General features: G+C 67.2%; 24 protein-coding genes. 12 read left to right on the forward strand and 12 right to left on the reverse strand.

What is annotated here, in order from left to right; translation table 11 throughout:
* The first annotated feature begins 17 nt into the window (after positions 1-17).
* From ACZK2G_RS18150 to ACZK2G_RS18160, 3 genes are read left to right on the forward strand one after another with little or no spacing between them, the layout of a single operon-like run.
* The gene (locus tag ACZK2G_RS18150; RefSeq protein ID WP_046983015.1) at positions 18-1292 is read left to right on the forward strand and encodes a pyridoxal phosphate-dependent aminotransferase; all 1275 of its coding nucleotides are present in this window, start codon (positions 18-20) and stop codon (positions 1290-1292) included.
* Between the two features lie 3 nt (positions 1293-1295).
* A complete protein-coding gene (locus tag ACZK2G_RS18155; RefSeq protein ID WP_046983012.1) occupies positions 1296-1913 on the forward strand; it encodes an SGNH/GDSL hydrolase family protein in 618 nt (205 codons plus the stop codon).
* A 4-nt stretch (positions 1914-1917) separates the two neighbouring features.
* A complete protein-coding gene (locus ACZK2G_RS18160) occupies positions 1918-2634 on the forward strand; it encodes a methyltransferase domain-containing protein (RefSeq protein ID WP_478474041.1) in 717 nt (238 codons plus the stop codon).
* Between the two features lie 68 nt (positions 2635-2702).
* On the opposite strand, the gene ACZK2G_RS18165 is transcribed toward ACZK2G_RS18160, so the two are convergent.
* Positions 2703-3482: a polysaccharide deacetylase family protein gene (locus ACZK2G_RS18165; RefSeq protein WP_253078695.1), complete on the reverse strand. Its 780-nt coding sequence runs from the start codon at positions 3480-3482 to the stop codon at positions 2703-2705.
* Between the two features lie 59 nt (positions 3483-3541).
* On the opposite strand from ACZK2G_RS18165, the gene grxD reads away from it, so the two are divergent.
* A complete protein-coding gene (gene grxD, locus ACZK2G_RS18170; protein WP_046983009.1) occupies positions 3542-4468 on the forward strand; it encodes a Grx4 family monothiol glutaredoxin in 927 nt (308 codons plus the stop codon).
* 77 nt (positions 4469-4545) lie between these two features.
* On the opposite strand, the gene ACZK2G_RS18175 is transcribed toward grxD, so the two are convergent.
* Together ACZK2G_RS18175 and ACZK2G_RS18180 are read right to left on the reverse strand one after the other, a co-directional pair.
* Positions 4546-5085 (reverse strand): DUF924 family protein, encoded by a 540-nt coding sequence (locus ACZK2G_RS18175; protein ID WP_046983008.1) that lies wholly within the window; start codon positions 5083-5085, stop codon positions 4546-4548.
* Positions 5086-5128: 43 nt separating this feature from the next.
* Positions 5129-5905, reverse strand: a complete 777-nt coding sequence (locus ACZK2G_RS18180; RefSeq protein WP_005414446.1) for an AMP nucleosidase — start codon at positions 5903-5905, stop codon at positions 5129-5131.
* Between the two features lie 152 nt (positions 5906-6057).
* On the opposite strand from ACZK2G_RS18180, the gene ACZK2G_RS18185 reads away from it, so the two are divergent.
* From ACZK2G_RS18185 to ACZK2G_RS18205, 5 genes are all read left to right on the forward strand, one after another.
* The gene (locus ACZK2G_RS18185; RefSeq protein ID WP_337302182.1) at positions 6058-7467 is read left to right on the forward strand and encodes an amidohydrolase; all 1410 of its coding nucleotides are present in this window, start codon (positions 6058-6060) and stop codon (positions 7465-7467) included.
* Positions 7467-8729 carry an amidohydrolase family protein gene (locus ACZK2G_RS18190; protein ID WP_478474043.1) on the forward strand — a complete coding sequence of 421 codons (1263 nt, stop codon included), beginning with the start codon at positions 7467-7469 and terminating at the stop codon, positions 8727-8729. Before ACZK2G_RS18185 ends, ACZK2G_RS18190 begins: the two co-directional genes overlap by 1 nt.
* 20 nt (positions 8730-8749) lie before the next feature.
* Positions 8750-9382 (forward strand): 2-hydroxychromene-2-carboxylate isomerase, encoded by a 633-nt coding sequence (locus ACZK2G_RS18195; RefSeq protein WP_478474044.1) that lies wholly within the window; start codon positions 8750-8752, stop codon positions 9380-9382.
* A 95-nt stretch (positions 9383-9477) separates the two neighbouring features.
* Positions 9478-10419 carry a DegV family protein gene (locus ACZK2G_RS18200; RefSeq protein ID WP_046983004.1) on the forward strand — a complete coding sequence of 314 codons (942 nt, stop codon included), beginning with the start codon at positions 9478-9480 and terminating at the stop codon, positions 10417-10419.
* Between the two features lie 77 nt (positions 10420-10496).
* Positions 10497-10835 (forward strand): hypothetical protein, encoded by a 339-nt coding sequence (locus ACZK2G_RS18205; protein ID WP_046983003.1) that lies wholly within the window; start codon positions 10497-10499, stop codon positions 10833-10835.
* Between the two features lie 111 nt (positions 10836-10946).
* On the opposite strand, the gene ACZK2G_RS18210 is transcribed toward ACZK2G_RS18205, so the two are convergent.
* From ACZK2G_RS18210 to ACZK2G_RS18225, 4 genes are all read right to left on the reverse strand, one after another.
* Entirely contained in the window at positions 10947-12359 is a 1413-nt protein-coding gene (locus ACZK2G_RS18210) for an efflux transporter outer membrane subunit (RefSeq protein ID WP_478474046.1), read from the reverse strand.
* Entirely contained in the window at positions 12356-13438 is a 1083-nt protein-coding gene (locus ACZK2G_RS18215) for an HlyD family secretion protein (protein ID WP_136639615.1), read from the reverse strand. The genes ACZK2G_RS18210 and ACZK2G_RS18215 overlap by 4 nt, the downstream gene beginning before the upstream one ends.
* Positions 13439-13459: 21 nt before the next feature.
* Complete coding sequence (locus ACZK2G_RS18220; protein WP_046983000.1) at positions 13460-14989, reverse strand: MFS transporter; 1530 nt, start codon at positions 14987-14989, stop codon at positions 13460-13462.
* Positions 14990-15143: 154 nt separating this feature from the next.
* Entirely contained in the window at positions 15144-16061 is a 918-nt protein-coding gene (locus ACZK2G_RS18225; protein WP_012512076.1) for a LysR family transcriptional regulator, read from the reverse strand.
* A gap of 141 nt (positions 16062-16202) precedes the next feature.
* Here ACZK2G_RS18225 and ACZK2G_RS18230 point away from each other — a divergent pair, with 141 nt between their 5' ends.
* Both ACZK2G_RS18230 and ACZK2G_RS18235 read left to right on the forward strand, forming a co-directional pair.
* The gene (locus tag ACZK2G_RS18230; protein ID WP_478474047.1) at positions 16203-16649 is read left to right on the forward strand and encodes a universal stress protein; all 447 of its coding nucleotides are present in this window, start codon (positions 16203-16205) and stop codon (positions 16647-16649) included.
* Positions 16650-16654: 5 nt separating this feature from the next.
* Positions 16655-17125, forward strand: a complete 471-nt coding sequence (locus ACZK2G_RS18235; protein ID WP_046982999.1) for a hypothetical protein — start codon at positions 16655-16657, stop codon at positions 17123-17125.
* Between the two features lie 29 nt (positions 17126-17154).
* On the opposite strand, the gene ACZK2G_RS18240 is transcribed toward ACZK2G_RS18235, so the two are convergent.
* From ACZK2G_RS18240 to frmR, 5 genes are all read right to left on the reverse strand, one after another.
* Complete coding sequence (locus ACZK2G_RS18240) at positions 17155-18600, reverse strand: GGDEF domain-containing protein (protein WP_136639616.1); 1446 nt, start codon at positions 18598-18600, stop codon at positions 17155-17157.
* A 186-nt stretch (positions 18601-18786) separates the two neighbouring features.
* A complete protein-coding gene (gene fghA / locus ACZK2G_RS18245; RefSeq protein WP_136639617.1) occupies positions 18787-19617 on the reverse strand; it encodes an S-formylglutathione hydrolase in 831 nt (276 codons plus the stop codon).
* A gap of 63 nt (positions 19618-19680) precedes the next feature.
* On the reverse strand, positions 19681-20040 hold the full coding sequence (locus ACZK2G_RS18250; protein WP_046982996.1) for a YqcC family protein: 360 nt from the start codon (positions 20038-20040) through the stop codon (positions 19681-19683).
* Between the two features lie 8 nt (positions 20041-20048).
* The gene (locus tag ACZK2G_RS18255; RefSeq protein ID WP_046982995.1) at positions 20049-21158 is read right to left on the reverse strand and encodes an S-(hydroxymethyl)glutathione dehydrogenase/class III alcohol dehydrogenase; all 1110 of its coding nucleotides are present in this window, start codon (positions 21156-21158) and stop codon (positions 20049-20051) included.
* A 57-nt stretch (positions 21159-21215) separates the two neighbouring features.
* Complete coding sequence (gene frmR, locus ACZK2G_RS18260) at positions 21216-21491, reverse strand: formaldehyde-responsive transcriptional repressor FrmR (RefSeq protein ID WP_005411009.1); 276 nt, start codon at positions 21489-21491, stop codon at positions 21216-21218.
* 212 nt (positions 21492-21703) lie between these two features.
* Here frmR and ACZK2G_RS18265 point away from each other — a divergent pair, with 212 nt between their 5' ends.
* Complete coding sequence (locus ACZK2G_RS18265; RefSeq protein ID WP_046982994.1) at positions 21704-24796, forward strand: TonB-dependent receptor domain-containing protein; 3093 nt, start codon at positions 21704-21706, stop codon at positions 24794-24796.
* The last annotated feature ends 24 nt before the right edge of the window (positions 24797-24820 follow it).

Consider the following 24820-nt stretch of genomic DNA (forward strand, 5'->3'; position numbering starts at 1 on the left):
TCGACGGCCCACCGCCCATGTCCACCCCCTCGCCCAAGCCCCTGGTCATCCGCGAGCGCCTCTCCGAAGTGCGCTATGAAATCCGCGGAGAACTGGCTCGACGAGCGCGGGAGCTGGAGGCGCAGGGCCGCAAGCTGATCAAGCTCAACATCGGCAACCCCGGTGCGTTCGGCTTCCGTGCACCGGAACACCTGCAGCGCGCGATCGCCGATGACATGGGCCGCACCGATCCCTATACCCACCAGCAGGGCCTGCCGGAAGCGCGTGAAGCCATTGCCGCGGCCTACGCCCGTCGCGGTGCGCCCGATGCACACCCGGATCGCGTCTTCGTCGGTAACGGCGTCAGCGAGCTGATCGACCTGTCGCTGCGGGCGTTGCTCAACCCGGGCGACGAAGTGCTGGTGCCCTCGCCGGACTATCCGCTGTGGTCGGCCTCGACCATCCTCAATGACGGCCGCCCGGTGTATTACCGCTGTGCGCCGGAGAACGGCTTCCAGCCGGACCCGAGCGAAATCGAGACGCTGGTGTCCTCGCGCACCCGCGCCATCGTGCTGATCAACCCGAACAATCCCAGCGGCGCCAGCTACCCGCGCGAGCTGCTGGAACGCGTGGTCGAGATCGCGCGCCGCCACAACCTGCTGCTGCTGGTCGACGAGATCTACGACCAGATCCTGTACGACGACGCGGTCTTCCAGCCGGTCGCGCCGCTGGCCGGCGACCACCCGTGCCTGACCTTCAGTGGCCTTAGCAAGGTGCACCGCGCCTGCGGCTGGCGCGTGGGCTGGGCCCACCTCAGCGGCGACGATGCGCGCCTGGGTGACTTCCGCGCCGCACTGGACCTGCTGGGCGCGCTGCGCCTGTGCGCCAACGTGCCGGGCCAGTACGCCATCGATGCTGCGGTGAATGGCCCGGATACCATCTCCGGACTGTGCACCCCGGGTGGCCGCCTGTATGAAACCCGCCGCGCGGTGATCGAGGCCTGCGAAGCCAGCGAGCACCTGTCGCTGGTCGCGCCGGCCGGTGCGCTGTACGCGTTCCCGGCCGTGGTCGGTGCCGCAGCCAAGGGCTTCGACGACCATGATTTCGCGCTGGACCTGATGAACAACGAAGGCGTGCTGGTGGTGCCGGGCTCCAGCTTCAACGTGCCCTACCGCCATCATTTCCGCGTGACCCTGCTGCCGGAAGCCTCGGTGATGCGCGATGTGTTCGCCCGCATCGACCGCGTGCTGGCCCGCCGTGCCGAGGACGCGACCAAGGTCGTGCCGCTGAAGCCACGCCGCTCGGTGGCCTGAGCCGTGGCGCTGTCCTACCTTGCGCTGGGCGATTCGTACACGATCGGTGAAGCGGTGGCGGTCGAAGGCCGCTGGCCGCACCAGCTGGCCGCCGCCCTGCGCGCGCAGGGCGTGGACCTGGCCGAGCCACAGACCATCGCCACCACCGGCTGGACCACCGATGAGCTCGACGCCGGCATCGACGCAGCCGCGCCGCAGGGCCCGTTCGATTTCGTCAGCCTGCTGATCGGCGTCAACAACCAGTACCGCGGCCGACCGCTGGACGAGTACCGCCTGCAGTTCCAGGCGCTGCTGCAGCGGGCAATCGGCTTTGCTGCCGGCCGCGCCGAACGTGTGCTGGTGCTGTCCTTCCCGGATTGGGGCACCACCCCGTTCGGTGCTGGCAGTGGCCGTGACCTGGCCGCGGTCGAGATCGAGACCGACGAGTTCAATGCGGCCGCTGAGGTGATCAGCACCCGGCTGGGCGTGGCCTTCGTCGATATCACCGACATCAGCCGCGACCGCGGCACCGATCCGGCGATGATCGCCGAGGACGGCCTGCACCCCTCGGCGCGGATGTATGCGCTGTGGAGCGAGCGGGCACTGCCGGTGGCCGCGCACCTGCTTGGCGGCACGGACTGAAGCGATGGACGGCATGCCACGGACTGGCACGCCGCTGCCCTGCACTCCTCTGACGAGCGCGCAGTCTCGCTTGATCGCCGAGGCATTCCGTCCAGCGCAGGCCTGGGGCAACCGCCGCGACTACTACTACGCCCGCAGCAAACTCGGCAGCGACCCCCTGTACGACGGCGTGTTGCAGCACCTGCCTGACGACGGGCAGCCGCTACTGGACCTGGGCTGCGGACTGGGCCTGTTGGCCCACGTGCTGCGCCAGCGTGGCGGTACCCAACGCTACCTGGGCGTAGACGTGGATGCCGCCAAGATCACGCGCGCCCGGCGCGCTGCCGTCGATCTGCACGATGTGCACTTCGATTGTCTGGATCTGCAGGCGCCGCTGCCGGCACGGGCCGGGCACGTATTGCTGCTGGATGTGCTGCAGTACCTGGACGCGGGTCCGCAACAGGCGCTGCTGCGCGCGGCCAGTGCGCGGGTGGCCCCCGGTGGCCGCCTGCTGCTGCGGACGCCGCTGGCCACCGGCGATGGCCGCGACCGCACCACCCGGGTGGCCGACCGGTTGGCCTGGCTGGTTGGCTGGATGGGCACGCGACCGTGCCACTACCCCGATCCAAAGGTGCTGCAGGCGACGCTGACCGAAGCCGGATTGCAGGTGACGGCCCCCCGGCCGCTGCACGGGCGTACCCCCTTCAACAACTGGCTGCTGGTGGCGCACCGCATCCGCTAGCGCCGCGCCATGCCCGGCGGATTCCATCCATGCCGCTGCGCTCGCCGGGCGTGGCCCGGCGCTACCGGTTATCCGGCCGGCAGTTCGGCCTTCAACCCACGCTCATCGAGCGCCTGCAGCACGCGCTCGATGATCTCCAGGTTGTGGCCGTGCGCCGCACCTTCATGCAGCAACACGATGGCACCCGGGCGCAGGTCAGGCAGCAGCCGTGCCAGCACGCCGTCCGGCGTGCAGTCGACCCCGTCGTAGCCGCGCGCGCTCCAGCCCACCCGGACCAGTCCCAACCGCTGCAGCACCGGCGCCACGAACGGGTTGGTCATGCCCACCACCGAGCGGTACCAGCGCACCGGCTGGCCACTCAGCGCCTGCAATGCGTGCTGGCAGCCCTCGATCTCGGCATGCATCGCGGCCGGGCCAAGCCGCCAGAAGCGGGCCTGCGGGTGGCTGAGGCTGTGGTTTCCCAGGTCATGCCCGCGGCGCAGGATCTCCTGCACCAGTTCCGGCTGCGCCAGCGCGCGCGCGCCCACCAGAAAGAAGGTCGCACGCGCCTGGTGGCGGTCCAGCAGGTCGAGCACGGCACCAGTTTCCTGGCTGGGGCCGTCATCGATGGTCAGCCACACCGTGTTTCCGGCCTTCGGTAACCGGGCCAGCACGGGCGCATAGAAACAGCTGTTGGGCAGGAACACCGGCACCATGAACAACGCATGGCTGGCCACCAGCAGCGGCAGTCCCCACTGCCAGCCGGCCAGCACCCAGGCCAGGATCACGACCATCTGCGACGCCACCAGCCAGGGCAGCCAGCGCCAGGGGCGGGCCGGGATGCGATGCAATGTTCCTTCGCTGCTCATCCCCCATGATGCCATGGGGGTTAGAATTGACGATTCGAATTCCCGGAACCCAGACGTCCATGTCCCTCGATCCCGCCCTGCGTTCGCGCATCGAAACCATTCTCAACGACAACCGCGTCGTGCTGTTCATGAAGGGCCAGCCGTCGATGCCGCAGTGTGGTTTCTCGGCCAAGGCCGTGGGCGCCCTGCAGGACCTGGGCATCGAGTTCGCCCATGTCAACGTGCTGGCCGACCAGGAAATCCGTGAAGGCATCAAGGCCTATGGCGACTGGCCGACCATCCCGCAGCTGTACATCGACGGCGAACTGGTCGGCGGCAGCGACATCGTGCTGCAGATGGCCGCCAGCGGCGAGCTGAGCAGCGTGCTCGGCCTGGCCGCGCCGGACCGCACCCCGCCGAACATCACCGTCACCCCGGCCGCCGTGGAAATGCTCAAGGGCGCGCTGGCCGACGCCCCGGGCGCCGCCCTGCAGCTGAGCATCGACGCCGGCTTCCAGCCGAACTTCCAGCTGGCCCCGCACGACGAAGGCGCGATCGCCGCCGAATCCAACGGCCTGCGCGTGCAGTTCGACCTGGCCAGCGCCCGTCGCGCCAACGGCATCACCATCGACTGGGTGGACGACATCCGCGGCAAGGGCCTGGCGATCGACAACCCGAACGCGCCCAAGCCGGTGCAGGAAATCAGCGTGCGTGATGCCGACGACCTGGTGCGTGCCGGCAACATCACCCTGGTGGACGTGCGCCCGGCCGATGAGCGCGCCATCGCAGCGGTCGGCGTGCCGTTCAAGAGCTTCGACGGCAACGGCCGCGCCGAACTGGAAGCTCTGCCCAAGGACACCGCGCTGGCCTTCATGTGCCACCACGGCGGCCGCAGCGCACAGGCGGCCGAGCAGTTCCGCGCGCTGGGCTTCACCAAGGTGTTCAACGTCACCGGCGGCATCAACGCTTGGTCGGAAGACGTGGACAACGGCGTGCCGAAGTACTGATCGGCACTGAAAAAGGGGACGGAGGGGATCAAGTCGTTTGTGCCTCAAACGACTTGATCCCCTCCGTCCCCTTTTTCTTATCCGGCAAACCCGCCTTCGGCGAGGTAGTCCAGTTCTTCCGGCGTCGGAATGCGGCCAACCACCGCGTTGCGGTGCGGGAAGCGGCCGAAGCGGCGGATGATGTCGCGGTGCAGTTCGGCGTACTGCAGGTATTCCTTGTCACCCAGCACGTCGAACATCGCCACCGAGCGGTCCTGGTCCAGCGGATCCTCGGAATGTTCGAACGGCAGGTAGATGAAGGCGCGCAGCTTGGGCACCAGCTGCAGATCCAGGCCTTCCTCGATGGCACGCGTGGCGTAGTGCCGCGCCAGGCCGTCGGTCGCATAGGAATGCGCGGTACCACGGAAGCAGTTGCGCGGAAACTGGTCCAGCAGCAGCATCAGGGCCAGCGCCCCTTCGGCACTGCCCAGCCAATGTTCGCGCGCGCGCGACGCCGCTGCGAAATGCTCATCCAGAAACAACTGGCGGAACTGCGCGTCGAACGCGTCGTCGCGGGCGAACCACTTCGCAGGGCCCGCCTCCTTCCAGAATTCCACCACTTGCGCGGCAACGTCCATTACCTACTCCCAGGCCCGGACGCCCCGCGCCCGGCCTTCATCATCATTCGTCGAAGCGCAGGTGGCGGACCGACTTGCCGTTGCGCCGGATAAGCTTAAGCGCCTCGATGCCGATCTGGATATGGTTTTCCACGAACTGGGAGCTGACCTTGGCATCGGAGGCCTCGGTCTTGACTCCGTCCGGGATCATCGGCTGGTCCGAAACCAGCAGCAGCGCGCCGCTGGGGATGTGGTTGGCGAAGCCGGCGGCGAACACCGTAGCCGTTTCCATGTCGATGGCCATGCAGCGCATTGCCCGCAGCCGCTCCTTGAAGGCCTCGTCGTGCTCCCATACCCGACGGTTGGTGGTGTAGACGGTGCCGGTCCAGTAATCGTGGCCGAGGTCGCGGATCATGGTCGAGACCGCACGCTGCAGCGCGAAGGCCGGCAGCGCCGGTACTTCCGGCGGCAGGTAGTCGCCCGAGGTGCCCTCGCCGCGGATCGCCGCGATCGGCAGCACCAGGTCGCCCAGCTGGTTCTTGCGCTTGAGGCCCCCGCACTTGCCCAGGAACAGCACCGCCTTGGGCATCACCGCCGACAGCAGGTCCATGATGATCGCGGCGTTGGGGCTGCCCATGCCGAAGTTGATCATGGTGATGCCATCGATGGTGGCACTGGCCATCGGCCGGTCCAGGCCGATGACCGGCGCACCGGTCAGCTCCGAGAACGTATGCAGGTAGCCGCCGAAGTTGGTCAGCAGGATGTGCTGGCCGAACTGGTCCAGCGGTACGCCGGTATAGCGCGGCAGCCAGTTGTCGACGATTTCCTGCTTGCTCTTCATGGACGGTCCGGTACGGCGGGGGACCGGCTATTTTCGGCCAGCCGGGCGATGCCGTCGAGCAGCCGCATGCCACCATGTGAAGAAGGTCACTTGGCAAGCACGCCACCGCCCGGCTAGCGTCGGCGGCTGGACTACGCCGCGAGGGGAACTGCATGGCATCGACGTTGTTGCACGCCGGGGTGGCATTGGCGCTGCTTTCATTGAGCACGGCACCGGCAGTGGGCGCCTCGCGCTTCGTCGCCGATCCCTACCCCAGCACCTACCAGGCCCATCCCGATGCGCCAGTGCTGATCCAGAACGCCACCGTGCTGACCGGCACCGGCCAGCGCCTGGACAACGCCGACGTGCTGCTGCGCGATGGCCGCATCGTCGCGGTCGGCCGCCAGCTGCAGGCCGACCCCGGCATCACCCGCATCGACGCGCAGGGCAAGTGGGTGACCCCGGGCCTGATCGACGTGCACTCGCATCTGGGCGTGTACCCCAGCCCGGGGGTTGGCGCGCACAGCGACGGCAACGAGATGACCGCACCGGTCACCGCCAACGTCTGGGCCGAACACTCGGTGTGGCCGCAGGACCCCGGCTTCGCCACCGCACTGGCCGGCGGCGTGACCAGCATGCAGGTGCTGCCAGGCTCGGCGAACCTGGTGGGTGGCCGCGGCGTGACCCTGAAGAACGTCCCGGCCATCACCTACCAGGCCATGAAATTCCCCGGTGCGCCGTGGGGGTTGAAGATGGCCTGCGGCGAGAACCCGAAACGGGTCTACGGCGAAGGCAAGGGCGTGACCCCGGCCACGCGGATGGGCAACGTGGCCGGCTACCGCGCGGCCTTCATCGATGCGGCCGACTACATCGCCAAGAACAAGCCCAAGCCGGCCAAGCGCAAGGGCTGGTTCGGCAGTGACAAGGGCGACAGTGCCGGTGACGCCGGCGGCAAGCGCGATCTCAAGCTGGACACGCTGGCCGGCGCCATCGAAGGCGACATCCGCGTGCACATCCACTGCTACCGCGCCGACGAGATGGCCACCATGCTCGACCTGGCCAAGGAGTTCGGTTTCAAGGTCGCTGCGTTCCACCACGGCGTGGAGGCCTACAAGCTGGCCGACCGGCTGGCTGCCGACGGCGTCTGCGGTGCGCTGTGGGCCGACTGGTGGGGCTTCAAGATGGAAGCCTTCGACGGTATCCCGGAGAACATCGCGCTGGTCGACCGCCCGAAAAACAGCTGCGCCATCGTCCACTCCGATTCACCCGAGGGCATCCAGCGCCTGAACCAGGAAGCGGCCAAGGTGATGGCCTCCGCGCGACGCGCACGCATGCCGGAGATCACGCCCGAACGTGCCATCACCTGGATGACCGCCAACGCCGCCAAGGCGCTGGGCATCGAAGGCCAGACCGGCAGCCTGGAGGCCGGCAAGATGGCCGACGTGGTGGTGTGGAATGGAAATCCCTTCAGTTCGTACGCACTGGCCGAGCAGGTCTTCGTCGATGGCCGACGCCTGTACGACCGCAACGCGCCGCGAGCAACGCCGCGTTCCGATTTCCAGCTTGGCCAGGAGGTGCGCTGATGGGCGTGTTGAACAAGCGCCGCCGGGCATGGCCCGGCGCTACCTTGGTTGCGCTGTTGTTGATGACAACCGCAGCCTCGGCGCAGGACCTGTTGGTGCGCAACGCGACGGTGCATACCGCCAGCGCGCGCGGCAGCCTGCAGAATGCCGATGTGCTGGTGCAGGGTGGCGTCATCCGCGCGGTGGGCAACGGCCTGTCGGCACCGGCCGGCGCCACCGTGGTCGAGGCCAATGGCCGCCCACTGACGCCTGCACTGTTCGGCGGCATCACCGAGACCGGCATCGAAGAAGTTTCCGGTGAATCGAGCACGGTGGACAGTTCGCTGAAGATCGGCGAGCAACCGCTGCGGCCGGAATTCGACGTCACCCTCGCCTACAACCCGGCCTCAGTGCTGATTCCGGTCACGCGGCTGGAAGGCATCGGCTTCACTGCGTTGGGGGCAGCCACCGGCGGTGGCTTCGTGGCGGGCCAGGGCGGCGTGATGCGGCTGGATGGCAGCATCGACCCGATCGGTCCGCGCGCGCTGTTCCTGCGCATCGGCGCAGCGGCCTCAGAACTGACCGGTCATTCGCGCGCCGCACAGTGGATGCTGCTGCAGCAGATGATCGACGAGGCGCGTGGCCAAGTGGCTGCGGACTCGCCGCATGCATTGCTGACCCCCGCCGGGCGCCGCACGCTCAGCCGTTACCTGGCCGGCAAGGGCCGCATCGTGGTGGAAGTGGACCGTGCCGCCGACATCCGCCAGCTGCTGCGCTGGGCCGCCCGCGAGAAAGTGAAGATCGCCATCTCCGGCGCCAGCGAAGCCTGGCAGGTGGCCCCGGAACTGGCCGCTGCGCACGTGCCGGTGTTCGTCGACGTACTGTCCAATCTGCCCGCCAGCTTCGACCAGATCGGTGCCACCCTGGAAAACGCTGCGCGCCTGCAGCGTGCCGGCGTAGCGGTCTCCTTCGTGCAGCGCGGCGACGCCAGCCACAACGCACGCAAGATGCGCCAGCTGGCCGGCAATGCGGTGGCCAATGGCCTGCCCTGGGCCGATGGCCTGGCCGGCCTGACCCGGGTACCGGCGCAGGCGTTCGGCGTGGCCGACCAGATTGGCAGCATCGAACCCGGCAAGCGTGCCGACCTGGTGCTGTGGGAAGGCGACCCGCTGGACGTGGCGCACTATGCCGAGCAGGTCTGGCTGGGTGGTCGTGCAATGCCGATGCGCTCACGGCAGACCGAACTGCGCGACCGCTACCTGCAGCGCAACGCGCAGCCCTGACCGCACACGAGGACACACCGATGGCCACACTGCGCTGGTATTTCGATTTCATCTCGCCCTATTCCTACCTGCATTGGCAGAAGCTGAAGCAGCTGCCGCAGTTCGCGCAGATCCAGACCGTGCCGATCGCCTTCGGTGCGGTGCTGCACCACCTGGGCAACCTCGGACCCGCGGAGATTCCGGCCAAGCGGCGCTTCATCTACCGCCAGCTGCTGTGGACCGCGCAGACCGAGGGCACGCCGCTGCGCTTCCCGCCGGGTCATCCGTTCAACCCGTTGTCCGCCCTGCGCCTGTGCCTGGCCGCCGGCGCCAGCGCGCAGGCGGTGGACGTGCTGTTCGACTGGATCTGGCGCGACGGCAATGCCGCCGACAGCGCCGAGGCGCTGCGCGAGCCCGGCACCCGGCTGGGCATCGATGATGTCGCCACGGCCATCGCCGAACCGGCGGTCAAGGAGCAGTTGCGGCGCAATACCGAGGCCGCGATCAGCGCCGGCGTGTTCGGTGTGCCGACCCTGGCCATCGACGGGGAACTGTTCTGGGGCAACGACGCCCACCCGCTGATGGCCGCGGTTCTGGCCGATCCTGGCCTGCTGCTGCAGCCCGAATGGCAGCGCCTGGCCAGCCTGCCGGTGGCGGTGCAGCGCAGTCGCTGAACAGGGCGTGGCGCGTTTCCCTCGCGCGCCTGGCTGGGATTTGAGATAGATTTCACGTTTCCGAACCTACAACCGCCCTGGAGGGGGAGCCGCGGATGCGCATCGGAATCGTCGTCGACTCGGCCTGCGACCTGCCGCAGGCCTTCATTGCCGAACACAACATCGTGCTGCTGCCGATCACCGTACGGATCGGCGAAGCGGTGCTGGCCGATCACCGCGATGAGCAGGCTACGCTGAGCTTCCTGCATGCGCATGTGGCCGAGCACGGTGCTGAAGCGGAGACCATTCCCTTCAGCGTCAACCAGATCCGCGACCTGTTCCTGCAGCAGCTGGTGATCGATTACGACCACGTGTTCTGCATGACCATCACCAAGACCCGTAGCCCGATCCACGACAACGCGCTGCAGGCCAGTTTCGCCATCCTCAACGACTACAAGCCGGTGCGTCAGGCGGCCGGCTACAACTCGCCGTTCGCGCTGCGTGTGCTCGACACCCAGAACCTGTTCGCCGCCCAGGCGGTGACGGCGGTGGAAGCGGTGCGCCTGCGCGACAGCAACGCCAGCGTGCAGCAGATCCGCGAGCGGCTGGAGGAACTGGCTGGCAACGTACACGGCTACATGGTCACCCGTGACCTGTACTACATGCGCGCGCGTGCGCGGCACAAGGGCGACCGTAGTGTCGGCCTGCTCAGCGCCGCACTGGGCAGCGCGCTGGACATCAAGCCGGTGCTGCATGGCTACCGCGGCGAGACCGGGCCGGTGGCCAAGATCAAGGGCTTCGACAACGCCGTGCAGAAGCTGTTCGCGGTGGTCGGCCAGCGCGTGCGCGCCGGGCTGATGACACCCACGGTGTGCGTCAGCTACGGCGGTGAGCTGGACGAGCTGCGCACCCTGCCCGGCTACGCGCAGCTGAAGGAAATCTGCGCCACCCATGGCGTGACCGTGTACGAATCGGTGATGAGCCTGACCGGCATGGTCAACGTCGGCAAGGGCGCGGTCACCGTGGGCTTCGCCGATGGGCCGCATCGGTTTGAATGAGGGCCAACGCAGGCTGGTATCTGCACATCGATTCCACCGCGACTGTGCCAGCCTTTCCACACTTCAAGGAGAACTCCATGCCTGCGCAGTACCACATCAGCCTGCCCGACCCGTCCAAGGCCCGCGGTAACGACCCCGACCTGTCCTTCCATTCGCAGGGTGCGGCCGGCTTCGCCGAAGAACTGCAGGATGCCCTGCGCAACGGCACGCTGTTCGAGCGCTGGAAAGCCAAGCAGCCCGACCCGGATGCGGTGGAACCGCAGTGGGGCGTGACCGATCCGGAGGCCACCGTGACCGGTGAGCAGAAGGACCTGCGCATCAACCTGGTCGCCACCACCCGCATCGACAGTGACGTGTTCAAGCAGCGCCTGCGCCTGCTCGCCGGCAGCCACTGGGAGCTGCGCGACGTGCGTTGAGGCCATGCGCTGGTAGATGCCAACCTTGGTTGGCGCTTCTGGAAGAATGCCGCCAACCAAGGTTGGCAACTACCGACGAACCGCCGGGCATGGCCCGGCGTTTCCATTTCCCTACCAGCCACCGCCCAGCGCGCGGTACAGCTCCACCCGCGCGATCGCGGCGGTGGCCTGGCTTTTGGCCAGCGCGGCCTGGTTGTCCAGCGCAATGCGCTGGGTGGTCAGCACATCCAGCATGTCGACCACACCGGCCTGGTACTGCCGGCGCGCCGTACCCAGTGCGGTTTCGCTCTCATCCACCGCCACGTGCAGCTGCGCCGTGCGCTGCTGCTCGGCACTGTAGCCATCAATGGCGTCGTCCACTTCATGCCAGGCCTGCAGCACGGTGCGGCGGAACTGCAGCGACGACTGTTGCTGCTGCAGCTTGCTCAGCGCCAAGTTGGCCTTCAACCGGCCGCCCTGGAAGATCGGCACGCTGATCGACGGCCCGATGCTGAAGCGGTGCGCGTTCCAGCCGTCCAGATCATCCAGCTGTTTGGCCTGGAAGCCAGCGTCGCCATTCAAGGTGATGCGCGGCAGGAAACTGGCCTTGGCCACGCCGATGCCGGCCGTTGCCGCATGCAGTGCCGCTTCGGCACGACGGATGTCCGGGCGACGCTCGGCCAGTTCACTGGGCAGCCCCACCGCTACGGTCGGCAACGCTGGCCAGTCACGGCGTGCATCCTGCAGCTGCGCGTCCAGCGCCTGCGGCGGCTGGGCCAGCAGGAACGCCAGCGCATTGCGCAACTGCGATTCACGATGCCGCAGCGGCGCGATGCGTGCCTGCAGCGATGCCACCTGCGCGGACGCGCTGGACACCTGCAGCGTGCTGGCAACGCCCTGCTGCTGGCGTGCCTCGGTCAGGCGCTTCATGTCGAGGGCGATGCTGAGGTTGTCCTCGGTGATCGCCAGCAGCTGCCGTGTCGCACGCAGCTGCAGGTAGTCACGCGCGGTTTCCGCCAGCAGCGCAATGCGCACCGCGTGTGCATCCTCCTCCGCCATCTGCACGCGTGCATCGGCCGCTTCCACCTGTCGGCGCACGCGCCCCCACAGGTCCAGTTCCCAGCTCAGGCCGATACCGGTCTGGAACAGCCCATAGTCATCACGGCCGCCATTACCGGATGGATCATTCAGGCCCACTTCGCTGTTGCGTGCGCGCACGCCACTGGCGCTCGCGCTGACGCTGGGCAGGCGATCAGCGGCAGTGATGCCGCGTGCGGCGCGGCTCTGCTGCACGCGGTTGGCCGCCAGCTGCAGGTCCAGGTTGGCCGCCAGCACCTGGCTGGCCAGCTGGCCCAGCAGTGGATCATCGAAGCCGGCCCACCAGGCCGCGTCCTGGTCGATGGCGTTGCCGGCGACGGCCTCACCCTGCCAGTCGCTGGGCAGTTCCGCCTGCGGGCGCACGAAGTCCGGCCCCATCGTGCAGGCAGCCAGGACCGTGCACACGCTGGCCGCAACGAAGGTGCGGAACAAGGTGACCGCGCTCATGCACCCTCCTCGCCTTTGTGGCCCTGTTCGCGCTGCGCACTCTGCGCACGCGTGCCGCTCCCCAGGTCAACGCTGGCTTCCACCGACATGCCGGCACGCAGCTGCTCCAGCAGCGGCTGACCCGGCTCCAGCACGATCTTCACCGGAATACGCTGCACCACCTTGGTGAAGTTGCCGGTGGCGTTTTCCGGCGCTACCGCGGCGAAGGTGACGCCGGTCGCCGGTGCGATGCTGTCGATGTGCCCGCGCAGCGGCTTGCCCGGGAACACGTCCACCTTCAGTTCGACCTGCTGGCCGGCCTGCATGCGGGTCATCTGCGTTTCCTGGAAGTTGGCGACCACGAAGGCGCGCTTCAGCGGCACCACCGCAGCCACCGGCGTACCCGGGGTCAGGTAGGCACCCACGCGCACTGCGCGACGACCGACCACGCCATCGATCGGTGCACGCAGCACGGTGTGCGACAGATCCAGTTCGGCGCGCGCCTGCGCCGCTTCTGCGCGTTGCACCGCAGCCTGCGCGGCCTGCACGCCCGCGCTGAGGATGTCGGTGCGCTGGCGTGCGGTCGACAGCGCGGCCTGGCCCTGCTGCAGATGCGCACTGGCCACGGCCTGCTTCGATTGCGCCTGCTGTGCGTTCTGTACGGTACCGGCGCCGTCACGGGCCAGTTCGCGGTAACGCTGCTGGTCGGCACTGGCCAAGGTCAATTCGGAACGGCTGACATCGACGCTGGCCCTGGCCTGTTCGATCAGCGAGTCCTGCTGGGCCAGCGCGGCCTGCGCGTTGGCAAGCTGTGCACGGGCATTGGCCAGGTCGGCACGGGCCGCCTGCAGTGCTACCTGGTAGTCGCGGTCGTCAATGCGGGCAAGCACGTCGCCGGCCTTCACCGACTGGTTGTCCTCCACCTCCACGGCACTGACAAAGCCGGGAATCTTCGGCGCGACCAACGTGTAATCAGCCACCACGTACGCGTTGTTGGTGGCCTGGTGGCTGCCATCGCGCAGCAGCAGCCAGGCGCCGATGGCCAGGGCCAGCACGCCCAGGCCCAGGCCAGTGTGGAGAGTGGTTCTATTGATCGTCATGAGGGGGTTCCTGCGAAAGGTTCAGGCCACGGCACGTGGCGGATGGATGCGGGTGGGCATCCAGGCAATGAGGGGAATGAAGGCCAGCGCGACCAGCGCGACCACCCAGTACAGGTCGGCCGAGGTCAGCGCCTGTACCTGTGCATGCAGGCGCGCGCCGAGCTGCGGGCCCTCGGCCAGCCACGGTTGCTCGCCAAGGCGGTCGACCAGCACGGTGGAATGGAAATGACGGCGGCCCTGGGCGACGGCATCAAGCACGCCGCTGGCGAGCACTGCAGCGAAGCCCTTGACCGTGTTGAACCACGCCGAGGCAAACGGGCCGTCCTGCGGTGGCAGGCCGTTGGTCGCCAGCATCAGCAGCGGCAGTACCGCCATCGGCTGGGCAAATACCTGCAGCAGCTGCACCCACAGGAAGTTGTCGCGGATCCAGGCCACATCCAGATGCGAGCCCAACCAGCACGCCAGCGCCAGCATCGCCAGGCCCGTGGCCTGCACCCAGCGGCAATCCACCGCGCGAACGTTCAACAACGCCGCCACCAGCGGCAGCGCGATCGCCTGTGGCAACGCCACCCACAGCAGCATCGGCGCGGTCTGCAACGGCCGGTAGCCCTGCACGCTGGCCAGGAAGCCGGACGGGATCGAGATTACCGCCAGCAGCACGAACAGCACGCCACCCAGCGTCACCAGCGAGTAGCTGAGGTTGCGGTTGGCCAGCAGCTGCAGCTTGAAGAATGGCAGCGGATGGAACCATTCATTGATCATGAACAGCACCATCAAGCCGGCACCGCCACCGATCATCAGGGTGATCATCGGCGAGTCGAACCAGTTCAGGCGCGGGCCCTGCACCAGGCCCAGCACCAGCAGCACCAGCGCCGGCAGGCCCAGCGCCAGGCCCACGCCGTCGAACTGGGCGAAGCGCTCCAGCCGCAGCGGGTCCTGTGGCAGGCCCCAGCTGACCATCGCCATGGCGGCCAGGCAGTACGGCACGATCTGCCAGAACGCCCAGTGCCAGCCCACCTGCTCGACCCAGAACGCGGCCAGCGGCGTGCCCATGCTGGGGCCGAACGTCGCCGTCAGCGCATAGCCGGCCAGGCCATACAGCTTGATGCCCGGCGGCAGGAAGCGCAGCGCCACGCTCATCAGCAGCGGCGGCAGCGCGCCACCGCACAGACCCTGCAGCGCGCGCAGCAGCAGGAAAGTCTGCAGGTTCGGGGCAAGCGGGCACAGCACACCCAGCACCATGAAGCCACCGATCATCGCCAGCGCGAAACGGCGCAGCGAGAAGGTGGCGGCGCACCACGGAGCGAAGGCCATCGCGCTGACCGACATCGCGCTGTACAGGGCAACAATCCAGCTGCCGTCATCGACGCTGAAACCCATCGCACCGCGGATGTCGGCCAGGGCGACCTTGGTGATGTTCTCGTTGAAGCCCGACACCAGCACCGCCAGCAGCACGCCACACAAGCCGACCAGGACGCGGCGGTCGAGTCCGGGGGCGGCGGCGGGACGGGGCGCTGCGGTGGCCGGAACAGCAGCGGCCGGCGTACTCATCGCCGGGCACCGATCCGTGCAGTACACGGCATGTTGGGGGTCATTGGAATGCGCTCAGTGAAACTCCGGGGAGCGCAGTCTAGGGAGCCGTTACCTTGCGAAAAATGGCGTGACCGGCATCCCAGGCGTGCGTCCGGCGCACGCCTTCCGCCGATCAGTGGCGAGCCGCCTCGACCGAATCGCACATGCTCTTGATCGCCCGCCGCAGCCACTGGTGGGCGGGATCGTTGTCCATCCGCGGGTGCCAGGCCTGCACCAGCGCCACGGTGCGCACCGGTACTGGCAACGGGAACATGCGCAGCGGCAGGCCCATATGGGCGATGCGATCGAGCATCACGCTCGGCATCTGCGGCAGCACAAGATCCGAATCGGCAGCGGCGAAGATCGCGCCATGGAAGGTGGGAATCACCACCGCCACCCGCCGCTGCAGGCCCAGCGCTGCCAGTTCCTCGTCGATCGGTCCGTGCGCCAAGCCGCGCCGGGACACCGCGATGTGGTCGCAGGCGGCGAAACGTTCGGCACTGATATCACCATCGAACAAGGGATGGTCGGCGCGCGCCGCACCCAGCAGCGAGGTGGTGAACAGGTGCTGCACCTTGGTTTCCGGGCTGTGCTTGCCGGCGGTGCTGATGTACAGGTCGATCCGCCCCTGCACCATCGCATCGTCATCGGTATCGCCCTCGGGTACGAAGCGCAGCATGCAGCCAGGTGCCTGCTGGCGGAACACCTCGCGCAGCCGCCCTCCATAGCTGCCGATGAACACGTCGTTGGCGCGCACGCTGAAGGTCCGCTCCAGGGTTGCCATGTCCACTTCACGGCCGGCATTGAACACGCGGTGCGCCTGCTCGATGACATCACGGACCTGCTCGCGCAGTTCCAGTGCCCGCGGGGTGGGAGCCAGCCCACGGCCGGCGCGCACCAATACCGGGTCGCCAAGCGCGGTCCGGATCCGGCCCAGGGTACGGCTCATCGCCGGCGCGCTCAGGTTCATCCGCCGCGCGGCGGCGGCCACGCTGCATTCGTCGATCAGCACGTCCAGTGCCAACAACAGGTTCAGGTCCGGCAGGGGCATGACAGTCTCCAGTAAACCAGATGACTCTACGACAATCGCCACTGGCATGAAGTGCGTTTGATGCATTCATTGACTGCCGCGCACGGCATGGGTGCGCGCGGTGACATCGGCGACCATCCCTGGCCTGCAAAGGAGACATCCATGTTCACTACCCTGCTGGTCGCCCTCGACGGTGGCCCCCAGCACGCACGCGTGCTGGACCTGGCCGCCGCCATTGCCGGCCCCCGCAGCCGCCTGCACCTGCTGTGCGTGCTCGACCCCGAGTACGCGCTGGCCGCCGACGCCAGCGACGCCGACCGCGTCGAGTACCCCGAAGCCGCGCGCCAGCGCTCGAGGGCCGAAGCGATACTTGCCGAGGCACTGGCCGAGCTGCGCGAACGCGGCGTCGATGCCATCGCCCAGATTCCTTCAGGTGACCCCGGCGAAGTGATCAGCGACCAGGCCCGGCGCCTGCAATGCGACCTGATCGTGATCGGCCACCGCCATCTGTCCCGCCTGGAACGCCTGTTCGAACCCTCGATCGGGCAATGGACCATCGACCACGCGCCCTGTCCCGTGCTGGTGGAAACCCGCGACCCACAGCCCTAGCAACCATGGCCTCCCGTTCCCCGTTGTTTCCCACCCGCGTCAACTACCGCGCCTTCGGCCGCCAGTTCGGCCGTGGCGAACAGGCACTGCTGGCGGCGATACGCCAGCTGCACGATCCTGATCAACAGGCCGATGGACTCGCCCAGCTGAGCAGCCTCGGTATTGATCCCGAAGGCTGCGACGCGTTCGTCGGCCTGCTGCCGCTGCTGGCCACGCCCACCGCCCCGATCGACCTGTTGCCCGCCGGCTCACCGTTCATCGCGGCCAGCGAACTGGACCTGCTGGTCTGCCTGCTGCGCATCGCCCAGTGGCGGCATGCACGCCCGCGCGAAGATGACACGCTGGCACCGTTGCGCCAGCAACTGGCGCGCTGTGCGCTGGCCGTGCAGACGGCAAACCTGCCGTTGCGGCAACGCTCGTTGTCACCGGTCGGGCTGAGGCTGCTCGACCCGGCCGGCTGGCAGCGGCAACGCTGACCCAGCGCAGGGATGCGGATCCACGGCATTCAGCAGTCGATCGTGCCATGTGCGCTGCCTTCGTCATCAAGCACATGCGCATGCAGGACCACCCGGTTGCGGCCGGCACGCTTGGCGGCATACAGGCCGGCGTCAGCATCGGCCAGCAGCTGATCAGCGCTGGCCAGCGCCGGCGGATGCAGGTAGCCCACACCAACGCTGATGCTGACCCGTCCCTCCGGCAACGGAAGCACTTCCACCGCCTCGCGCAGGCGTTCGGCCAGTGCCAGCACACCGGACAGCGGGCTTGCCGGCACGATCACCGCGAACTCTTCACCGCCATAACGGGCAACACTGTCGCCGCCGCGACCGGCAATGGCCTTCAACACCGCGGCCACGGCCTGCAGGCAGCGATCCCCGGCGGGATGGCCGTGCTGGTCGTTGAACGCCTTGAAGTGATCGATGTCCACCAGCAGCAGGCCCAGCTCGCTGCCACTACGCCGCGCACGGTTCCACTCGGCCAGCAGCAGTGCATCGAACTCGCGGCGGTTGGCCACGCCGGTGAGGCCATCCTGCCGCGCCAGCTGGTCCAGGCCCGCCTGCCGCTCCATCAAGTCGGTCTGCAGCAGGATGCTGCGCAGGCCGAAGCCCAGCGTCGCCACCACGAACCCGCTGACTGCCAACGGCCGCGCGTGATCGACCACCAGCGTGCCGACCACCAGCAGCAGCAGCGGCAGGATCATCGGGCCAGCCGCCTGCACCGTGCGCGCCAGCCGCGGGTGAGGCACGGCGCCCGGCAGCGGTGCCCGGCTCAGCGCCAGCAACGCCAGCAGCAGGAACGGCAGGTCGATCAGCAGGTCGTTGTAGGCACCGAAGGAATCTTCCGAGGTGTAATGGTTGATGTAATAGGCCACCAGCAGGTAGGCCAGCGCATACAACGCCAGCGCGCGGAAGAAGCTGCGCCGCTCGGGCACGTCGCCGGCCAGCCAGCGCACCACCGCGAAGCCGGCGATGCACAGGTTCTGGATATCGAACATGCGCTGCATGCTGACCAGCGCCAAAGGATCGATCTCGACCCGGTCGGCGAACGACTGCGTATGTACGAAGAACAGTACGCCCAGCAGTGCCGCCATCGCTGCATCGATCAGGCTGATGCTCAGCCGCTCGCGTCGTGCACGGGCCAGGATGAACACCATCGGCACGCCATACAGCACGTACAGGAACAGGCTGGCCTGCGGGGTGATGTCGGCACGGCCAGCACCCAGTGCGTCGAACATGTTGATGGCCATGCCACCGGCCCACAGCAGCAGCGCCAGTGCGGTTGCACGCCAGCCCAGTGCTGCGCGGTCGCGACGGGCCCGCCACAGGCAGGCGGCAGCCGCCAACAGGGGCGCGCCGGTCAGGAACACGAACGAGCCGGCACCCGCCCCTTCCGGCCACAGGGCCACCACCAGGCCATGGCACAGCACATACAGCAGCGCCAGCACTACCGGCATGCATCCCCCGATCCGCAAGGCCGTATGGACGCACGATAGTCCTGCCCGCGCCACAGCGGCGTGATCCACTGCGGCAAGACGACACTCCACGTGCACCGCCATGGTAGTGCCGGCCGCTGGCCGGCAGTCCCAGGGAATCACAGGGCTGCAGGTTGCCGGCCAGCGCCCGGCACTACCGGAAAGCCGTCAGCCGTGCAGGGCGCGGGCGTGGTGGGCGATGTGCTCGCCGATGAAACTGGCGATGAAGTAGTAGCTGTGGTCGTAGCCCGGCTGCAGGCGCAGGGTCAGCGGATGGCCGGCGGCATCACAGGCCTGCTGCAGGCGCTGCGGTTGCAGCTGGGTCTGAAGGAATTCGTCCGCCTCACCCTGGTCGACCAGCAGCGGCAGGCGCTCGCTGGCCACTGCGATCAGCTCGCAGGCATCCCACTGCGCCCAGTCGGCCGGGTTGTCCCCCAGGTAGGCATGGAACGCCTTCTGCCCCCACGGCACGTGGCTGGGTGCAACGATCGGCGAGAACGCCGACACGCTGCGGTAGCGCCCCGGGTTGCGCAGCGCGATTACCAGCGCACCGTGGCCGCCCATCGAATGGCCACTGATCGCACGTGCATCGGTCACCGCGAAGTTGGCTTCGATCAGCGCCGGAAGCTCCTGTGCCACGTAGTCGTGCATGCGGTAGTGCTTCGCCCACGGCGCACGGCTGGCGTTGAGGTAGAACCCTGCCCCCTTGCCGATGTCATAGCCTTCGGCGTCGGCCACGTCATCGCCGCGAGGGCTGGTATCGGGCGCGACGATGATCACGCCGTGCTCGGCCGCATAGCGCTGCGCACCGGCCTTGGTGATGAAATTCTGCTCGGTGCAGGTCAGCCCGCTCAGCCAGTACAGCACCGGCAGCTTGCGAGTCTCCGCCTGCGGCGGCAGGTACACGGCGAACTGCATGTCGCAGCCCAGCGTGGCCGAATGATGGCGGTAGACGTCCTGCCAGCCGCCGAAACAGGCGCGGTGTTCAATGCGTTCCATGGTGCTCTCCTGCGCGGCGCGTGAGCGCACGCGTGCTTCTGGTAGATGCCGACCTTGGTCGGCTTATCCACGCGCGGCGTGGATGCCTTTGTTGATCAGTTCATCCAGCTGCGCCAGCAGGCGCAGCAACGATTCGACGCCAGGCTGGCCATCAAGATTGCGATAGGCAGCCGCGGCCACATCGCTGCGCGGCGGCCACTGCCCGGCCGCGCGCGCCTCGTAAAGGCGTGGCAGGAATACCTGCGCAAGCCACTGCTCGAACGGCATGCCATCGTCGCTGCCGAAGGCCGAGGTCACCACACGCGGTGGCCACACCTCCCCCACTACCCAGCCCAGCGCACGCAACGCCTGCTCGATCGGGGCCACCAGGGCCGCGCGCGGGTCTTCCGCACGCGGCCGGTGCAGGGCATCCAGCCAGCCCATGACGCGGCTCAGTAGTGGACCACCGAACGGATCGACTTGCCTTCATGCATCAGGTCGAAGGCTTCGTTGATCTTGTCCAGGTCCATGGTATGGGTGACGAACGGGGCCAGTTCGATATCTCCCTTCATCGCGTCTTCCACCATGCCCGGCAGCTGGCTGCGGCCCTTCACACCACCGAAAGCAGTACCCATCCACTTGCGGCCGGTCACCAGCTGGAACGGACGGGTGGAGATCTCCTGGCCCGAACCGGCCACACCGATCACCACGCTCTGGCCCCAGCCACGATGCGCGCATTCCAGCGCCGCGCGCATCACGTTGACGTTGCCGATGCACTCGAAGCTGTGGTCCACGCCCCAGGTGGTCATTTCAACGATGACCTGCTGGATCGGCTTGTCGAAGTCTTTCGGGTTGATGCAGTCGGTGGCACCGAATTCGCGGGCCAGCTCGAACTTGGACGGGTTGGTGTCCACCGCGATGATGCGGCCGGCCTTGGCCTGGCGCGCGCCCTGGATCACTGCAAGGCCGATGCCACCGAGGCCGAACACCGCCACGCTGTCGCCTTCCTGCACCTTGGCGGTGTTGTGCACCGCGCCGATGCCGGTGGTGACGCCGCAACCGAGCAGGCACACGTGTTCCGGGTTCGCTTCCGGATTGATCCTGGCCAGCGAAACTTCGGCCACCACGGTGTACTCGCTGAAGGTCGAGCAGCCCATGTAGTGGTACAGCGGCTCGCCGTTGTAGCTGAAGCGGCTGGTGCCATCGGGCATCACGCCCTTGCCCTGGGTGGCACGCACCGACACGCACAGGTTGGTCTTGCCGCTCTTGCAGAACAGGCACTCGCCGCACTCGGCGGTATACAGCGGAATCACGTGGTCGCCGGGCTTGACGCTGGTCACGCCCTCGCCCACTTCCACCACGATGCCAGCGCCCTCATGGCCCAGCACCACCGGGAACAGGCCTTCCGGATCATCGCCGGACAGGGTGAACGCATCGGTGTGGCAGACACCGGTGTGGGTGATCCTGACCAGCACTTCGCCTGCCTTCGGAGGGGCGACGTCGATCTCGACGATCTGCAGCGGCTGGCCGGGACCAAAGGCGACGGCGGCACGGGACTTCATGGTGGACTCTCCAGACATAGGGAAAACGGGATGCACGGCGCGGTGATGCGCCATCGCTTACTTCAGGTACGAGCGGATCAATGCGCTCATGTCGCGCACGCGTTCGGCGCGCTGTTCATCGGAGGCCGCAGGTTGGCCGAACTCCTCGCGCAGATGGGCCTCCATCACCTCGGACATCAGGCCGTTGACCGCACCACGGATGGCGGCGATCTGCTGCAGCACCGGCCCGCAATCGGCGCCGGCCTCCAGTGCGCGGTCCAGCGCATCGCACTGGCCGCGGATGCGGCGCACGCGGGCCAGAACCTTCTTCTTCTCTTCGGGGGAGTGCGGCATGGCGAACTCGCTCGGAACTATACTGGGGGATAGTATACACGCGCGAACGAATGAGGCCATATCGTGCTGGCGGAGCATGCTCCAGGGATAGACCAGTCCGTAAATATGAATGAATAATAAATAGATTCAATTGTTACTTTTTCATGACGTAGGGTGCCGTGTTCGCCTCTGCGTTTATCCCTGAGTCACATTGGCGTGACCAGGGAGAAATCATGTACCGACCGTTGTTCGCCCGCAGTCGCTTGTCTGTCGCGCTGGGTTCGGCATTGGTGCTGGTGGCCGCCGCACCGGCCATGGCACAGCAGGCCGCCACGCAGGAAGAGAAGGCCGAGCCCGCCAGCAGCACCAAGACCCCCGTACAACTGGACCGGATCACGGTCACCGGTTCTCGCATCTACCGCGCAGGCTTCGACACGCTGGAACCGGCCGCGGTAGTCAGCCGCGAATCGATCGAGAACTATGGCGATACCAACCTCATCGATGCGGTAACCCGGATTCCCGGCGTCAGCGCGGGCGTCAGTTCGCGTGGCGACCAGGCCGGCTTCGGTGCCGGCGTCAACTTCGCCAGCAAATTCGGCCTGGGCAGTAATCGCCTGCTGACCCTGGTCAACGGGCGCCGCTTCGTGACCTCCACCCCGCCCACCATCTTTGGTGCTGGCGGCGGCTCTGGCATCCAGGTCGACATGAACGCCATCCCCAGCGTCATGGTGCAACGCATTGAAAGCCTGAGCGTGGGCGGTGCCCCCACCTATGGCTCGGATGCGATCTCCGGCGTCAACAACATCATCCTGCGCGACAAGTTCGATGGCGCCGAAGTCGAGCTGGGCTACGGTAGAACCAGCAAGAACGACAACGAGCGCTACTCCTGGTCGGCCATCTTCGGTACCGACTTCGCTGATGGGCGCGGCCACATCGTGGTGGCCGCCGAGCTGGACAACGCCGACGGTGTGAACGCGCTGCAACGTGATTTCTACCGCCAGGGCTACAGCCTGCAGGCCAATCCCACGGTGGCCAATGCCACTTCCCAGCCCCTGCGCCGTCCGACCAATGATGGCCGCATCGACGGCAGCATTCCGTTCAACACCGGGCCCCGCGATGGCATCCCCGACCAGGTCTGGATCCGCAACCGGCGCATTGCCAGCATGACCTTCGGTGGCCTGGTGATGCCGGCCACCGGCAGCTACACGCGCAACGGCCTGGGTGACATCCTTGGCTTCGGCCCGAACAAAGACAAACTGTGGCAGTTCAACAACGAGGGCAAGCTGGTCGAGTTCAACCCCGGCACCAGCTACGCGGGCGGCAATGCCTCCGGCGGTGACGGCCTGAACCTGTTCGAGACGGTGCCGTTGATCGCCGACCTCGAACGACGCTCGGTGTTCTCCACCGGCAGCTTCGACTTCACCGACAACGTGCGCGGCTTCTTCGAGCTTTCGCGATACGAAGCGACCGCCCGCGAAACCCTGGACCAGAACGTCTACAACGCGGTGTCCTTCGGCAATGCGCGCCTGGACGGTGGCGGTACCGCCAGCGGCGCGCTGACCTTCAGTGCCAGCAATCCGTTCCTCAGTGCGGAAACCCGCAAGATCCTCGCCGACAACGGCATCACCTCGTTCCGCCTGTCGCGTTCTTCGCGCGACCTGTCGATGAACAACGCCAGCACCGAAACCCGCCTGACCCGTGCGGTGCTTGGCCTGAGTGGTGCGTTCGAGGTTGGGAAACGCAACTTCAACTGGGAAGCCAGCGTCACCCACGGCCGTGGTGACTTCGACTACCTCGGCACCGGCCTGATCCAGCAGAACTTCATCAATGCGATCAACGTGACCACCGATGCCAGCGGCCGCATCATCTGCGATGCCACGAGCCCGGGCACTACGGCCGATGCGAACTGCCGCCCGCTGAACCTGTTCGGCGAAAACCAGGCATCACGCGAAGCCCTTGACTATGTCTCCACCCGTACCGTGGCCAAGGCGCAGACCCGCCAGACCGTCATCAATGCATCGGTATCCGGCGGCCTGTTCGATCTTCCCGGCGGCGAGCTGTCCGCGGCGGCCGGCTTCGAACACCGCCGCGAAGAAGGCTCCTTCACCCCCAGCGAGTACCAGCGTCTGGGCCAGGGCCGTTCGGTGCCGACCCAGGCGGCCGAGGGCAAGTACCACACCAACGAAGTGTTCGCCGAAGTGCTGGCGCCACTGTTCAATCCCGACTGGGACCTCCCGGGCCTGCATCGCCTGGACCTGACCGCCAAGTTCCGCCGCGTCGACAACTCCATAGCCGGCGCGTTCAATGCGTTCACCTACGGCATCCAGTACGAACCGATCGCTGGCCTGCAGCTGCGCGGCAACAAGACCCAGTCACTGCGCGCGCCCTCCATCGCCGAGCTCTACACCACCCAGCAGCCGGCCTACTACAACATCCCGGAAGTGTGCTCGCTGGACAATATCAGCGGCGGCTCCAATCCGGCGGTGCGTCGCCGCAACTGCCAGGCATTCTTCGCCGCTTACCCGGGCGCCGATCCGAATACCTTCCGCCAGCAACCGACCAATACGCTGGGCTCGACCAACGGCAGCACCCGCCTGCAGAACGAAACGGCGAAGTCGTGGACGGCCGGCATCGTGTTCGCGCCGGAATGGATCCCGGGCCTGCGCGTCGCCGCCGACTGGTATGACATCAAGATCAACAACGTGATCACCTCGCTGAGCGCCAACGACATCATCACCGGTTGCTTCGACAACGCCGACTTCAATGCCGCCAACGTGCCCAATGCCAACCGCTTCTGCGGCCTGGTGACGCGTGATCCGAACACCGGCGTGGCTACCAGCATCAAGACCGAGTATGGCAACGGCCCGGTGCTGATGTTCCGTGGCTGGACCGCCGAAGTCGGCTACCGTTGGGACCTGTCGCGCTTCGGCGTGCTGGACCTGGACTTCTACGGCTACATGCCGAAGAACCGTGGCCAGGCCGCGAACCGGGACGTGCCGTTCGTCGAACAGGCGGGCAGCTTCAACGAGCCCAAGCGCCAGTTCCGCTGGACCGCACAGCACCGCATCGGCAACTGGAACTACGGCGTGGCCTCCAACTACACCAGCCGCGCCCAATACACCATGACCGATACCCCGGAAAGTCGTCAGTACTTCTATCGAGACAGCTGGACCACCTGGGACGCCAACGTCACCTACCGCATCACCGATGCCGCTCGCGTGACGTTGTCGGTGATCAACGTAGGCGACGACATCGGGCCGTTCCCGTATGTGCTGGATTCACTGGGCCGTCGCTACATGGCCAGCCTGCGCTACAACTTCAAGTAGGCCAGGCGCAGCGGTTCCACAGGC

The organism is Stenotrophomonas sp. 107298_Sma (assembly GCF_056480345.1).

Bases quoted from the DNA above. Each gene is read 5' to 3' on its own strand.
- ACZK2G_RS18150 (WP_046983015.1), top strand. From the start codon at position 18: ATGTCCACCCCCTCGCCCAAGCCCCTGGTCATCCGCGAGCGCCTCTCC.
- ACZK2G_RS18160 (WP_478474041.1), top strand. From the start codon at position 1,918: ATGGACGGCATGCCACGGACTGGCACGCCGCTGCCCTGCACTCCTCTG.
- ACZK2G_RS18165 (WP_253078695.1), bottom strand. From the start codon at position 3,482: ATGAGCAGCGAAGGAACATTGCATCGCATCCCGGCCCGCCCCTGGCGC.
- grxD (WP_046983009.1), top strand. From the start codon at position 3,542: ATGTCCCTCGATCCCGCCCTGCGTTCGCGCATCGAAACCATTCTCAAC.
- ACZK2G_RS18175 (WP_046983008.1), bottom strand. From the start codon at position 5,085: ATGGACGTTGCCGCGCAAGTGGTGGAATTCTGGAAGGAGGCGGGCCCT.
- ACZK2G_RS18180 (WP_005414446.1), bottom strand. From the start codon at position 5,905: ATGAAGAGCAAGCAGGAAATCGTCGACAACTGGCTGCCGCGCTATACC.
- ACZK2G_RS18185 (WP_337302182.1), top strand. From the start codon at position 6,058: ATGGCATCGACGTTGTTGCACGCCGGGGTGGCATTGGCGCTGCTTTCA.
- ACZK2G_RS18190 (WP_478474043.1), top strand. From the start codon at position 7,467: ATGGGCGTGTTGAACAAGCGCCGCCGGGCATGGCCCGGCGCTACCTTG.
- ACZK2G_RS18195 (WP_478474044.1), top strand. From the start codon at position 8,750: ATGGCCACACTGCGCTGGTATTTCGATTTCATCTCGCCCTATTCCTAC.
- ACZK2G_RS18200 (WP_046983004.1), top strand. From the start codon at position 9,478: ATGCGCATCGGAATCGTCGTCGACTCGGCCTGCGACCTGCCGCAGGCC.
- ACZK2G_RS18205 (WP_046983003.1), top strand. From the start codon at position 10,497: ATGCCTGCGCAGTACCACATCAGCCTGCCCGACCCGTCCAAGGCCCGC.
- ACZK2G_RS18210 (WP_478474046.1), bottom strand. From the start codon at position 12,359: ATGAGCGCGGTCACCTTGTTCCGCACCTTCGTTGCGGCCAGCGTGTGC.
- ACZK2G_RS18215 (WP_136639615.1), bottom strand. From the start codon at position 13,438: ATGACGATCAATAGAACCACTCTCCACACTGGCCTGGGCCTGGGCGTG.
- ACZK2G_RS18220 (WP_046983000.1), bottom strand. From the start codon at position 14,989: ATGAGTACGCCGGCCGCTGCTGTTCCGGCCACCGCAGCGCCCCGTCCC.
- ACZK2G_RS18225 (WP_012512076.1), bottom strand. From the start codon at position 16,061: ATGCCCCTGCCGGACCTGAACCTGTTGTTGGCACTGGACGTGCTGATC.
- ACZK2G_RS18230 (WP_478474047.1), top strand. From the start codon at position 16,203: ATGTTCACTACCCTGCTGGTCGCCCTCGACGGTGGCCCCCAGCACGCA.
- ACZK2G_RS18235 (WP_046982999.1), top strand. From the start codon at position 16,655: ATGGCCTCCCGTTCCCCGTTGTTTCCCACCCGCGTCAACTACCGCGCC.
- ACZK2G_RS18240 (WP_136639616.1), bottom strand. From the start codon at position 18,600: ATGCCGGTAGTGCTGGCGCTGCTGTATGTGCTGTGCCATGGCCTGGTG.
- fghA (WP_136639617.1), bottom strand. From the start codon at position 19,617: ATGGAACGCATTGAACACCGCGCCTGTTTCGGCGGCTGGCAGGACGTC.
- ACZK2G_RS18250 (WP_046982996.1), bottom strand. From the start codon at position 20,040: ATGGGCTGGCTGGATGCCCTGCACCGGCCGCGTGCGGAAGACCCGCGC.
- ACZK2G_RS18255 (WP_046982995.1), bottom strand. From the start codon at position 21,158: ATGAAGTCCCGTGCCGCCGTCGCCTTTGGTCCCGGCCAGCCGCTGCAG.
- frmR (WP_005411009.1), bottom strand. From the start codon at position 21,491: ATGCCGCACTCCCCCGAAGAGAAGAAGAAGGTTCTGGCCCGCGTGCGC.
- ACZK2G_RS18265 (WP_046982994.1), top strand. From the start codon at position 21,704: ATGTACCGACCGTTGTTCGCCCGCAGTCGCTTGTCTGTCGCGCTGGGT.